Source organism: Planomicrobium sp. CPCC 101110 (genome assembly GCF_007859395.1).
GTDB lineage: Bacteria > Bacillota > Bacilli > Bacillales_A > Planococcaceae > Planococcus.
Map to the genome: position 1 here is coordinate 188415 of NZ_VOHD01000008.1, position 12049 is coordinate 200463.

Below are 12049 nucleotides of genomic sequence, written 5' to 3' on the forward strand. Positions count from 1 at the left end.
GGCTACTGCTGATTTTCAGGAAAAATTATCTAAGGAGCTGGGACAATGAATCAAGAACAATTCGATTTAGTGAAGAATGGAAAAGGATTTATCGCCGCACTCGACCAAAGCGGCGGCAGCACACCAAAAGCGTTAAAGCTTTATGGAATTTCCGAAGACCAATATTCCAACGAAGACGAAATGTATGACTTGATCCATGAAATGCGGACGCGGGTCATGACCGCCCCTTCTTTCAATTCCGAGTCAATTCTTGGCGCCATCCTTTTTGAACAGACAATGGACCGCGAAGTGGAAGGACAATATACGCCAGATTATCTATGGAAACAAAAAGGCGTCGTTCCTTTTTTGAAAGTGGACAAAGGGCTGGCTGATGAAAGCGATGGCGTTCAATTGATGAAACCCATTCCAAATTTGGATGAATTGTTGCAGCGAGCTAACGAACGGCATATTTTTGGAACAAAAATGCGTTCCGTCGTTAACGAACCAAATCCTGACGGCATCCGCAAAGTGGTCGACCAGCAATTTGAAGTCGCCAAGCAGATTCTTGCGGCGGGTCTCGTCCCTATCATAGAACCGGAAGTGAATATCCATAGCCAAGACAAAGAAAAATGTGAAGAATTACTGAAACAAGAGCTCCTCAATGGTTTGGACCAGTTGAACGAAGACCAAAACGTCATGCTGAAGCTGACCATACCAACAGTCAACAACTTCTACCGCGAATTGATCGAACATCCTCGAGTCGTTCGAGTCGTTGCCCTTTCCGGCGGCTATTCCCGGAAAGAAGCAAACGAAAAACTGGCTGCCAACCACGGCCTGATTGCCAGCTTCTCCCGCGGCTTGTCTGAAGGAGTAAGCGCAAGCCAATCGGATGAGGAATTCAACGCGGCAATCAAAGATTCAATCCAGACGATTTACGAAGCTTCGATTACTTGAATAAAATATTTTATAAAAATGAATTATAAAAGGCGTTCCCGGCAACCTGTTCGGTTGCCGGGAATGCCTTTTCCGTTTTTATTTTAACGCCATTGTGTTTTGCACTACTTCCCCTAACAGACGAATGCCCTGAATAATCTCCTCTTCACCCGCATAACTGAATGACAGCCTTAAAAATTCCGTTCCTTCTTCCGGATTCAAGAAAAAGTACTTGCCCGGCACAAATGACACACCAGCAGCCAATGCTTTTGGCAACAGTTCCACCGTATCGATTCCAGCAACCTTGACCCAGACGAAATAGCCGCCTTCAGGCGTATACCATGAAACCGACGGCGGCAAGAACTCTTCCAAAGCTTTGATCATCACAGCGCATTTTGATCGGTATGCAGCACTTAATAACTTTAACCGTCCATCAAAATCAATGCTTTCAAGGAAGGCTGCCATTGTCGATTGGGAAAATGGATGGTGCAAATCTTTCTTGAACCAATTGAGTGTCGTAATCAGTTCCTCAGCTCCGGCCACCCATCCGATGCGCATGCCAGGCGCCACCACTTTCGAGAAGGAACCGATATGAAGCACACGATTTTGCTTATCCAGCGATTTTATCAAACGCGGATTGTTTTCGAAGCCAAGTTCGCCATAGGCATCGTCTTCCAAAATGAAAAACCCGTATTCTTCCGCAAGCGCCAAGACATGCTCCCTGCGTTCCTGTGACATTGTCGTCCCAGTGGGATTTTGTGAAGTTGGAATAACATACAGAATACGCGGCAAAGGTAAACCTTGCTCCTTTCGACCTTTTAGCATTTCCTCAAAGACCTCTGTTTGAAGCCCCTTCTCATCTACCGGCACGTCCATAAACCGTTCGGTGTAATTCCGGAAAACTTCCAGCGCCTCCATGTACGTAGGCGATTCCAGCGCAACAAGCGCTTCATCATCCAGCAGCACGCGCGCCACCAAGTCAATCGCCTGGCAAGCTCCTGAAGTGACCAGAAGTTCTTCATCCGAGACCCTTACATCCCGCGCCGCCAGCCGCTTTCGGATAATTTCCTTCAGCTCTGGAATTTTTGGGCTTCCTATGTACTGAAGCGGCAAATCCTTCTCCTTATCGAGCAGATGGACAACTGCCGACTTCAATTCTTCAGACGGCACCAGGGCCGGTTCGGGGTATCCCGAACTGAGGCGGATACAGCCTTTTGGCAGCACCGATAGCCATTGTCCCGGAGGGTCGTTTTTAAAAGCTAAGTTGATATCTTTTGAAAAAGGAATTTCTGCTTTCATATCAGTTGTGCCCCTTTCTTGATGACAGTTTATTCATATTTCCATTCTACAGGTTGAAGCGCCCTTTGGCATTCAAACGCTTGAATAAACAGAAATTTCATATACCCATCTATTGATGCGGCTTCTTTTTCTCCTGTCAGAATCTATATAAAAGCAAAAGCGGAATTCAGTTGTGAATTCCGCTTCTTAACAAATTGCCCTAGAATTTTGAAATGCGTTTGCATACTGTCAAGCAGTTAGATTTTGCCTTCTTCTATTAATACTTTTTCAAAGGCTTCCACCACTTCTTTATCGTAATGGGTACCCACTAAACTCCTTATTTCGTCCAAAGCATATTGGGCATTGAAAGCTTTGCGGTAAGCGCGGTCCTCGGTCATCGCATCATAAGTATCGCTTACGGCAATAATCTTAGCTTCTAACAGGATGTCATTTTTAGTCAAGCCGAAGGGATATCCTCTGCCGTCCAATCGTTCATGATGCTGCGCGATAATTGGGCAAAGCTCTTCATAGACAGTCCCTTTCAGCATTTCCGCCCCATCAGCCGGATGCTTTTTTATAACTGCGAATTCTTCATCGGTAAGCCGGGAAGGTTTATTAAGGACACTTTCTGGAATATGGATTTTTCCAATATCATGCAAATAAGAAGCTTGGGTAATCAATTCTAACTGAACGGTATCTAGTTTCATTTGCTTGGCTATCTTCACCGCATATTCCGCAACCCGATCGCTATGCATATATGTATACCGATCTTTTTCTTCAACTTTCTTAACAATGTCCATTAAAGAAGACATCTCTTTGCTTACATGAACAAAAACCGGTTCGGTTACTACCCAAAGAAAGGTGATATCCGATAAGGTAGTAAAATGGATAGGATCTGTAAGGCCTTGAGCAGTAAAGTGGTCTTGAGGCCCAAAGATCAACTTTTCGCCGTCAATTTCACAAGTCACTTCTCCTGACAAAATAAAGTAAAATTCCATCGCATTTGGATTGTCGGAAGGATAAATATAAAAAAGTTTATTCTTTTCGATTGACTGCAATAACACTTCCGCTCCATTGCCGCGAGCTAGTAAACTAATTTCACTTATGTCGAACCTTACTCTTTCAAGGGAAGCACCCTTTTTACTCGCTCTGAATCCTTTCACATCATTACCCCCAATAATTCAAGAAAAAAGAGTTCAAGGATAAGAACTCTTTTTTCAATTATATCAACTTTTATCAGAAAACACTATGTTTTTAGTGTCTTCCAACTATTCTGATTGGGTCAATCCACACCCATTGATGGCCGAAACGAACCAGTTTCCAGCTGCATTCAGCTAAGACCCCTTTTTTTCCCGCTTTTTCAATGGCATCGTTTGACATGAGAAGCGTCACATCATAGCAATCTTTAATGACTACATCCAATTGTTTAACGTAAACATTTGTAGCTGCCACATACTTATTTGATTTGCTGTTTAGCTTGGCAGTCAAACTTTCAATAGCCGCATACAGATCTTGGTTCGAGACATCAGTTCCTGTGCCTACAAGAGACATAAAAGCTTCAATATCTTGCTGGATCGCTGTAACATTTATTTCGGTTTTTTTGGCAATTACAGCAATTTTTTCTTCTAGTTCCGCAATCTTTTTATTCATTTCAATTACATCTGCCTTACTGTACGAACCTGATTGCACAGCTGCTTTAAGACTTTCTTTTTCTTGTTCTAATTTAAAAATCTCACTTTGTTCTATACTGCGAATTTTACTCAGATAGTCGCTTTGCAATCCATCCGCTTGTTCTACAGCAAGCGCTATTTTTGCGTCAATTGCAATATTTGCATTTTCGATAATCTGTACCCCCTGCTCATACTGTCTGTCTCCTGCTGCAGCAAATACATTTGTACTAAACCCTAGAAACAATGACATAACCAATACAATCGACACTATTTTCTTCATCTAATAACCTCCATTTTTAATGTGCTAAAATCAATTTTTCCGCCTTATTTTCTTCATATAAACACACTTGGTTTTTCCCTTTTCTTTTTGCTTCATAAAGAGCTTCGTCTGCTTTTTGGATCAATGATTGGATATCTTCGGCGTTTTCTGGGAAACTCGCTACACCCAAACTGATGCTCAAAGCAACTTTTTCATTTTTTTCACTTCGCAAGTTCAACTTTTCCACTTTTCTTCTTATGATTTCAGCATGCTGGAAAGCTGCTCCCTTGCTCGTTTCCGGTAAAATCATGACAAATTCCTCGCCGCCAAAACGTGCAGCTGTAAAATCATCCTGCAGACTTTGCTTGAATACTTGCCCTACAGCAGCAATCGCATCGTCGCCTACCGAATGCCCATAAGTATTGTTCACATCACGGAGATAATCCATATCTCCGAAAATCAATGATAAAGACGTGCCATTTTTTTTACAAGCCATATACATTTCATTTATTTTTTCATCAAAATAGCGGTAGTTATGGATTCCGGTCTTTTCATCGATATAAATAAGTTCCGCTTTATTGGCCTTTTGCAGCAAGTTCTGCAGCAACAACGCCGGCGCAATCAAGAAAAGGATCAGATAAGGGTTGAAAAGATAAGTAATTGCCAGAACAGCCCCAGTTATCAATAAGATTCCTTCGGTGAAAACCGTATCCCCTTTGATCGCAGGACCCGTCCTCCAAGCTATGCCTTCATCTAAGCAAATAAGCGTGTTAATCAGAAATATCCGCAAGATACCGAAAAGCGCAGTGTTCATCAGCAAGGCCACTGTAAACAAAAGTTCTGAACTTGGGTTCGCTCCGGCAGTTCCTATAAAAACCGACGAGCTTACAAAACCTACAACAATGGTAGAAGAGGCGTTGAAATCAGGTCCGAGAAAAGGTTCAGGATGCTTTTTCCTTATCCGATCGGCCATATTGATCAAACATGAAATAACAATACTTAAAGCAAAAAGGGGAAAAGGCAAAATTATAAGTGCAGCAAATTCAATCACGCACCCTATTCCTGCCGAAAGTTTGGAATCGACAAAATCGAACAGCCCCCCGTGCCGCGCTAAGCATACCAGCAATAGCCACGTAGCAAACACAGGCGAATAAAGCTGTGATAAGTCTATGCCTCCAAAATGCCAACTGGCTGAAAAAACAGCAATCGCCACTATATTGCAAGTCCAGATAAAATACAATGCCTGTTTTGGATGTCTCTTGTTCATCATCCTTCACCTCTTTAATATGTTCATGCGCTCTTTTCATCAATGCCCTAAGGTCATATTCCCTTGGAAGCGCACGAACAAATCGACCGAATTACTCAAAACACGCTTCGGCATCAATCAAAATTATTCCTCCAAGCCAAATTGGACCACGACATATTTCTCCAAGCTAAATTGGACCAAGAAGTGTCCCCACCTGTTCCCTCTATACTATCTGTACTATTTGATGAAGTCGCTGCATCGACAAGAGGCGACAATTCAAATTTTTGTGCAGCGTCAGCCGGTATATTGCCTGCATTATAGAAGGCTGCCGCATCTGCTGTTACAATTCCGGCGCTGCCGGCTGGCTGTTCTTTATAATTCCTAGCCGTATTTTTCAGAACCCATTTTACCTGGTCAGGCGTCAACCTAGGATTGACTTGCAGCATCAGTGCAACAACTCCACTGACAACCGGTGCCGACATTGAGGTACCGCCCATTTTAAAATAAGTATTATCTACTATATTTTCAGGCCTAATACTTCGAAGTTCACCTTTTGGCATATGCGCAATCAGCTGGGAACCTGGAGCAACAAGTTCCGGCTTGTTGAACCCGTCTGCAGTGATGCCATGGCTTGACCAGCTTTTTAAAGAATCATCACTAATGTCTTTGGTGCCTTTGTCATCGACAGCCCCCACAGTTATAACAAATGGATCGTTTGCTGGGGCATAACATGTAGAGCAAGCCGTTCCTCCCTGGTTCCCTGCTGATACGACAACCACTATCCCCGCTTTCCACAAAAGTTCAACAGCTGCGTTTGTCGCACTTTCTTTGTAGTGTTGCTGGGTTGAGATCTGATTGGAGATATTAACCACTCTTATGTTGTATTCTTTGTGATGCTCATAAATCCACTGAAGCCCGTCTACCAGGTTTTTTTCACCGGTTTTTCCTTCATCATCACTGATTTTCACATTGACGATATTAACACCTGGTGCAATGCCGGGATATTTGCCTTTGCTTTGACTGCCGTCTCCGCCAATGATACTTGCAACATGAGTGCCATGCCCAAAAAAGTCAGCCATAGTACCCGCTGTTGAAAATTTGGCATTCCCTGAGATCCGCCCTTTGAAATCAGAAGCATATGGATTATCCATAACCCCGCTATCAACAACAGCCACTGTCACACCTTTTCCGGTGATTCCTTTTTCCCAAACTTTATCAGCTGCTACAGCCGAGTTATAAGCATTGGCAATCAGCTTAGGGTCTGGCGATCCGCTGGCCTTCCCATTCTTGACCACTTCTTCTTCCTGGCTGGCGAAAACTACCCCTGGAATGGTTTCCAACAGCTTTTCTTTCTGAGGATCCAATTCGACAAGAAATGTATTGATGAATGCCCATCGATCTACAATCCGTCCTCCCAATTCCCGTATTTCTTTATCAATCCCGGAACTGCCGGCTTTCACTCCCACGATAAACTTTGCGGTTGCTTCTCCCTGAACAGAAACTCTTTTATTGTTCGCATCGATCGGAGCTGCGGAAACGGTAAGTCCGCTTAACAAAGTAGAGGCTACCAACACACTTGATAATAGCCAATTAACTTTCATTAACCTTCCTCCTTCTTATAAAACAGTATGTTAGTTTTGAAAGCTTCATTTCTAACGTTGCTCCCTCCTCAATTTCCGGATTCTTTCTATCTGTTTTTCATGATGCATCCATTAAAAAAGGACTATTCTCATGAATAGTCCTTCAACCATTCGGTAACCCAGCCATCATAGATCGTCTTTCCAATCCTTAGATCTGTGGTTTTGCGTCCTTGCTTTTCAGCAAGTATGCCGTTTCGTGTTTTAATTATTTCAAATTTAAGGAAAATTGAAACAATTAGTTAATTTATTTATATTATAGGAATCAAATTGCCTACAGTCAATAGAAAATATAGTTAAAAACTACTTATTCAAAATAGTCAGTTATTTTTTATTGTTTTATTATTTTTCTGCTCAAGTTTATTTACGCTGCAATATTTCGGGCTATTTTTTCAAGACGGATTTCACATTTACTTTCAAACGGTAAAAAAGAACCAATAAATACAAGTTTTTTTTCATGGTTTGCAATTCCCATTCGCCGTGAGGATATTTGTCCGTACGATATGGCGACTATGAATCGGAACTATTTGAAAGAGAGATCAAATAAAGACCCCAAACTGTAACTTTTATCCGCCTATAACGTTCTCATGATAAACAGCATCGTTAGATTCGAGGAGGATTGGCTATGAAGAAAAAGGTTTGGCTTGGCGCATTGATTACCCTTTCGCTTATGCTTCTAGGGGCATGCGGCACAGAAGATCAGGCAACAAATGAACCGCCGGCAGAAGAACCGGAAAGCACAGACGGGCCTTCAGGAGGAATATTGGCAGGAGCAGTGAACCCGGCAATTGAACAGGTAGACGAAGACACATACCGCTATACATTGAAAAACCAAACGGAACAAGTGAAAACGTTCAACTTCACGAGCGGTCAGCGGTTTGATTTTTCTTTGGCAAATAAAGACGACGAGCAAGCGTTCCTCTTCTCTTCCGTTGCTTCATTCACCCAGAATATGGGCGAAGAATCGATCAAGCAAGCTGAAGAGTTAAGCTACGAATTTGATATTCCCGAAGCGGATCTTGAACCTGGCACCTACAAACTCGAAGTCTGGCTGACGCCGGAAGAAGGGCCTGCCTTCAAAGCAGAAGCGGAGCATGTGGTGGAGTGATTCTTCCCTGGATTTAGAATTATGGAACCTCCCATTTAGAATAAGGTTAACTTCGTCGCATACCGGGAAAACATCCGTAACGCAGAAAGGATGATGAGGATGAAAAGCAAAACGGCAGCAGGGCTTCTTGGAATCTTCTTAGGGGATTTTGGAGCCCATAAGTTTTACTTAGGCAAGACCAAGACCGGATTTTTGTATCTAGCTTTCTGTTGGACAGCCATCCCTGCAGTTCTCGGGTTTATCGAAGGTGTATCTTATTTGCTGCAATCTGAAGAAAAGTTCCAAGCAAAACATGGAAGATATTAGACAGCAAAAAACCAGGGATTCCGCACATTGCCGGCTCCCTGGTTTTTTGCATTTATTTGGTTTGTTCAGCAAGTATTGAGCTTGCGGATTCAACCACTTGTTTTCATGAATTGATGGAAACCCTGCTTGAAAAATCCGTACCATTCATCGATTTTCTCTTGAGGAGCCGCATCCAATGCCTGCAGCATCTCTTTTCCGAACTCTAAAAACGCAGTGCCGTTCGCTGTAACCACTTTTCCGCTGCGGACTGCCTGCTGCTGAAGATAGCCTGCTTCATTGCTGTAGTTTGCACCGCCGATTTCCTTCACATCCTCCAGGAAGTTGCCGGTGTGTTCAATGTTGTTCAACAGGCCGTTTTTGCTCAAAAACACAGTTGCATCACAAATCGCGCCAATCACCACTTCGCTCTCCATGGCCTTTTCAACGAGCTCCATGACTCGTTGGCTTTCTTCTTTTCTCCAGGAAGTCCCGCCGATCAAAACGAGGCCCCCAAATCCTTCAGGCACTTCATCGATTGCGAAATCAGGAAGGACTGTAAAGCCGCCCATTGATTTTATGGGCTCTTTGGCCAAAGATACCGTTTTCACATCAAACTCTCCAACCCCCTCCACTTCTCCCATCAACGCTGCAGCAAGAGGTGCGCCTTCCCAATCCGCATACCCGTCCAACACAACAAATAAAATGGTCTGCATATCCACTGAGCCTCCCTTGTATTTTAACTATTCGAATTTTTATGTTCCATGTATTGTAACACAGAAACAAATGTTCGGTTCACTTCAATGCAAAAAACCACACCTTTATTGTAGGATATGGCTCTGATTATTCTTCTTTTTCACCGGAATCTAAATCTCGCTCGTGACTTTCTGCAAATCCTTCATTCTTGTAGCGTTTGCGGGAACGGCCCCTCTATGCTAAAAACTGCCCGATTTACAGCTGGAACAGTTAAGACATCAAAGCCTTCAAAATTCTCTTTAAGCGTCATGATTAGAACCGATCAGATGTCGGTTAAAATTATATTTTAGTAGAAAAGATTGAAGAAGCGCGAAAGGTCTTCATTGAATTCAACCATTTTAACGGTGAAGACGCACCCTTTGATTAGCTCGCGATAACTGTGAAGCTACAATGATAAAACTCCCCAAGGACTGAGTTTGTCCTTGGAGAGTTTCTCTTTACACCGTCTGGTTCCGCAATGGATGCGGCTGTGTAATGTCGACAGCGTATACCTTGATTCGGTTGACCATCAAATCGCGGATACCATAAATCGGCCGCTCGTTTTGCTGGACTTCATCAATATATGCGTTCACCTGTTCTTGAATGAACACGCCCACCGGTTTTGATTTATAATCGTCTTCCAAGCTCTCCGCTGAATGCTGGAATGATGTTTCAAAATACAGGTTTGACACTTCAAGAGCTTTTAACGTGTCTCCCTCCGTATGGATTCCAACCACTTTGTAATAATTTCCGTATTCATCCCGTACCAAATCGGTTTCCTTGATGTGCTGCATACTCATGCATTTCCATCTCCTTTCCAGAATCACGTTAAGATAAATTATGTACCATCTTCTTTTATATACACAAAAAAAGAAGGCCGCAAACCGATTTCAACAGACTGGCCTTCGGCCTCATCAGACATTGGATTGCCCAATCACAGCGATTTTCCCTCAGAATCAACAAAAAGACAGGCGGCGTTTACAACACTCACCTGTCTCCTTTATACACATAGTTTTGAGAAAAATCATCCGTCCACCCCTTTCTTTGCTTTGCAGCAGAATTGCTCCAAGAATGGAGGTGACCGGCATATAGCACGTTTAGTTTTTCAACTTCTTTGTTAGACCGAGCAACGCCTGTATTGATTCGTTCGATCGTTTTATTTATTTCTAGGGAAGTTGCCATGCCTTTTCCTGATTCCAAGGCTGTCATCGCGTGCCGGGTTGCCTGGATCCGATAGCGGATTGCTGAATCCCCTGAAAACATAAATTCTTCTTGAAACCGCGGCATTTTTCCGGAACTATCGTACATGGAGAATTTGAGAAATCGCCGAAGTTCTTCATATTCTACTGCCAAAGCTTTCATGTTCCTGACATCTTCCGAAGTGAGGTCATCCTCTTTTGTCCATACGGCTACCCAATAAACGTCCCACAGGCGATTGAAATCTCGCATGAAATAACCGATGGCCGAGTCCGTATGGATACCGGCGTGAGCAAGTTCCAATTGCAGTCCTGAAGTCATACCGATCCTTGACTTCATTCTTTTTGCAGAAATTGCAAATTCATTTTCTTTCTCAATCCGAACCGGTGTTTCTGAGCCTGGTTCACTAGGAATATGATCTCCCGTATTCTTCAGCAGACCCGCTTCTTGCACATATGCTTCCGAAGGTCCTGGATCAGGATTTTGCAGCGGCGTTTTCACGCTGCCTTCATCGAGCGCCAGTGTACTAAAGATCATAAAGATGAAAAGATACCGTTTGTCCGCCCCCTTTTGATCGGCTGGCATGACAACCCCCTTCTTCCCTATTGTTTCTTCTTGATGGATACAAAAATGCCTTAATTTTCCAGCTTACCGTTCCAGTTCACGTTGATTGTTTTGTCATTCAACTCTTTGGAACATGCAGTGAGAAAACCATTGGTATAGCGCCGGCAAGATAAGGTGAATCGAAAATGTTAGGCAATTGATATGTCGGCTCCTTCCTTTTGATCATGTATGTACTCTGCAGGTTAACCGGTATATGCAATATGACACCCCCATTATATTCCGATTGAGGCGGATAAACAATGAAAGAAATAACATTTTTCTATTCATAATTATTATAAATGATAAATATTTGATTGTTAATCGAGGAATAAATAACTTTACTGGGTATTTAAGCATGATAATTATTCACTTTGTTATAGCTATAACGAAAGTTTAAGAATCAATTTCCTTTTCCATTCCATTGGCTGGAAAATATGAGTCCGTAAAGATTCATTTTAGCGGTTTCAGATAAAATACGCTTCTTTGTGAGAGAGCTAAATAAGAAAGGGCTCCTGTTCCTCTCTTCTGTTTATAAAATTCAAATAGAGGAAAAAGAACCGATAAAGGAGGCGGTTCATCGTGCAATTAGAACCCATATCCGACCATTTGCAGGAAGGGCTGAAAATTCTGTTTGTCGGCTTTAATCCCAGCATCCGTTCTTCTGAAACAGGCTTCCATTACGCCAATCCCAACAACCGCTTCTGGAAGATCCTATTTGAAGCGGGACTGACTCCCCGGAAGTTTTTGCCTCAGGAAAACCGTGGGCTGCTTGCGCTCGGTTACGGGCTGACGAACATCGTTTCCCGGCCTACGAAAGAAGCAGCGGAAATTTCCAAAGCTGAATATGTGGAAGGAGCCGCCCTTCTCGAGCAGAAAATAAAACAATACCGTCCGAAAGTCGTTTGTTTTGTCGGCAAAGGCGTCTACCAGGAATTCAGCAAAAAACGCTCCATCCAATGGGGTGTGCAGGAAGAACCGGTCATTCCGGGAATTGTCGAGTACGTGGCTCCATCATCAAGCGGGTTAGTGCGGATGAAGCAACAGGACATCGTCGAAATTTACAAAGGGCTCCATAACTTTGTATGATATCGTACTGAACCATACTAAACACCGCCATCAGTC

General features: G+C 43.0%; 12 protein-coding genes and 1 riboswitch. Of the genes, 4 read left to right on the top strand and 8 right to left on the bottom strand.

All coding sequences use genetic code 11. From position 1 onward, the window contains the following. Positions 1-45 precede the first annotated feature (45 nt). Entirely contained in the window at positions 46-933 is an 888-nt protein-coding gene (locus FQV30_RS12785; RefSeq protein WP_146500543.1) for a fructose bisphosphate aldolase, read from the top strand. A gap of 78 nt (positions 934-1011) precedes the next feature. On the opposite strand, the gene FQV30_RS12790 is transcribed toward FQV30_RS12785, so the two are convergent. The 5 genes from FQV30_RS12790 to FQV30_RS12810 form a co-directional block, all read right to left on the bottom strand. Further along, complete coding sequence (locus FQV30_RS12790; RefSeq protein ID WP_146500544.1) at positions 1012-2211, bottom strand: aminotransferase-like domain-containing protein; 1200 nt, start codon at positions 2209-2211, stop codon at positions 1012-1014. Positions 2212-2447: 236 nt separating this feature from the next. Next, positions 2448-3353 carry an HD-GYP domain-containing protein gene (locus tag FQV30_RS12795; RefSeq protein ID WP_146500545.1) on the bottom strand — a complete coding sequence of 302 codons (906 nt, stop codon included), beginning with the start codon at positions 3351-3353 and terminating at the stop codon, positions 2448-2450. 91 nt (positions 3354-3444) lie between these two features. Continuing rightward, positions 3445-4140: a hypothetical protein gene (locus tag FQV30_RS12800; protein ID WP_146500546.1), complete on the bottom strand. Its 696-nt coding sequence runs from the start codon at positions 4138-4140 to the stop codon at positions 3445-3447. 16 nt (positions 4141-4156) lie between these two features. After that, positions 4157-5389, bottom strand: a complete 1233-nt coding sequence (locus FQV30_RS12805) for a GGDEF domain-containing protein (protein ID WP_255473453.1) — start codon at positions 5387-5389, stop codon at positions 4157-4159. Between the two features lie 110 nt (positions 5390-5499). Continuing rightward, positions 5500-6966, bottom strand: a complete 1467-nt coding sequence (locus FQV30_RS12810) for a S8 family peptidase (RefSeq protein WP_146500548.1) — start codon at positions 6964-6966, stop codon at positions 5500-5502. A 149-nt stretch (positions 6967-7115) separates the two neighbouring features. Beyond that, a riboswitch (cyclic di-GMP riboswitch) is annotated at positions 7116-7206 on the bottom strand. Between the two features lie 421 nt (positions 7207-7627). Between FQV30_RS12810 and FQV30_RS12815 the strand changes: the two genes are divergently transcribed. Both FQV30_RS12815 and FQV30_RS12820 read left to right on the top strand, forming a co-directional pair. Further along, a complete protein-coding gene (locus FQV30_RS12815) occupies positions 7628-8110 on the top strand; it encodes a BsuPI-related putative proteinase inhibitor (protein WP_146500549.1) in 483 nt (160 codons plus the stop codon). 99 nt (positions 8111-8209) lie between these two features. Then, the gene (locus FQV30_RS12820; protein WP_222434326.1) at positions 8210-8416 is read left to right on the top strand and encodes a TM2 domain-containing protein; all 207 of its coding nucleotides are present in this window, start codon (positions 8210-8212) and stop codon (positions 8414-8416) included. Between the two features lie 89 nt (positions 8417-8505). Here the strand turns inward: FQV30_RS12820 and FQV30_RS12825 are convergent, their stop codons facing one another. The 3 genes from FQV30_RS12825 to FQV30_RS12835 form a co-directional block, all read right to left on the bottom strand. After that, positions 8506-9108 carry a DJ-1/PfpI family protein gene (locus FQV30_RS12825; protein ID WP_146500550.1) on the bottom strand — a complete coding sequence of 201 codons (603 nt, stop codon included), beginning with the start codon at positions 9106-9108 and terminating at the stop codon, positions 8506-8508. Positions 9109-9585: 477 nt separating this feature from the next. Next, positions 9586-9927 carry a hypothetical protein gene (locus tag FQV30_RS12830; protein ID WP_146500551.1) on the bottom strand — a complete coding sequence of 114 codons (342 nt, stop codon included), beginning with the start codon at positions 9925-9927 and terminating at the stop codon, positions 9586-9588. Positions 9928-10114: 187 nt separating this feature from the next. After that, complete coding sequence (locus tag FQV30_RS12835) at positions 10115-10909, bottom strand: hypothetical protein (protein ID WP_146500552.1); 795 nt, start codon at positions 10907-10909, stop codon at positions 10115-10117. Positions 10910-11503: 594 nt separating this feature from the next. On the opposite strand from FQV30_RS12835, the gene mug reads away from it, so the two are divergent. Further along, positions 11504-12013 carry a G/U mismatch-specific DNA glycosylase gene (gene mug / locus FQV30_RS12840; protein ID WP_146500553.1) on the top strand — a complete coding sequence of 170 codons (510 nt, stop codon included), beginning with the start codon at positions 11504-11506 and terminating at the stop codon, positions 12011-12013. Positions 12014-12049 lie beyond the last annotated feature (36 nt).

Bases quoted from the DNA above. Each gene is read 5' to 3' on its own strand.
- FQV30_RS12785 (WP_146500543.1), top strand. From the start codon at position 46: ATGAATCAAGAACAATTCGATTTAGTGAAGAATGGAAAAGGATTTATC.
- FQV30_RS12790 (WP_146500544.1), bottom strand. From the start codon at position 2,211: ATGAAAGCAGAAATTCCTTTTTCAAAAGATATCAACTTAGCTTTTAAA.
- FQV30_RS12800 (WP_146500546.1), bottom strand. From the start codon at position 4,140: ATGAAGAAAATAGTGTCGATTGTATTGGTTATGTCATTGTTTCTAGGG.
- FQV30_RS12805 (WP_255473453.1), bottom strand. From the start codon at position 5,389: ATGATGAACAAGAGACATCCAAAACAGGCATTGTATTTTATCTGGACT.
- FQV30_RS12810 (WP_146500548.1), bottom strand. From the start codon at position 6,966: ATGAAAGTTAATTGGCTATTATCAAGTGTGTTGGTAGCCTCTACTTTG.
- FQV30_RS12815 (WP_146500549.1), top strand. From the start codon at position 7,628: ATGAAGAAAAAGGTTTGGCTTGGCGCATTGATTACCCTTTCGCTTATG.
- FQV30_RS12820 (WP_222434326.1), top strand. From the start codon at position 8,210: ATGAAAAGCAAAACGGCAGCAGGGCTTCTTGGAATCTTCTTAGGGGAT.
- FQV30_RS12825 (WP_146500550.1), bottom strand. From the start codon at position 9,108: ATGCAGACCATTTTATTTGTTGTGTTGGACGGGTATGCGGATTGGGAA.
- FQV30_RS12830 (WP_146500551.1), bottom strand. From the start codon at position 9,927: ATGAGTATGCAGCACATCAAGGAAACCGATTTGGTACGGGATGAATAC.
- FQV30_RS12835 (WP_146500552.1), bottom strand. From the start codon at position 10,909: ATGCCAGCCGATCAAAAGGGGGCGGACAAACGGTATCTTTTCATCTTT.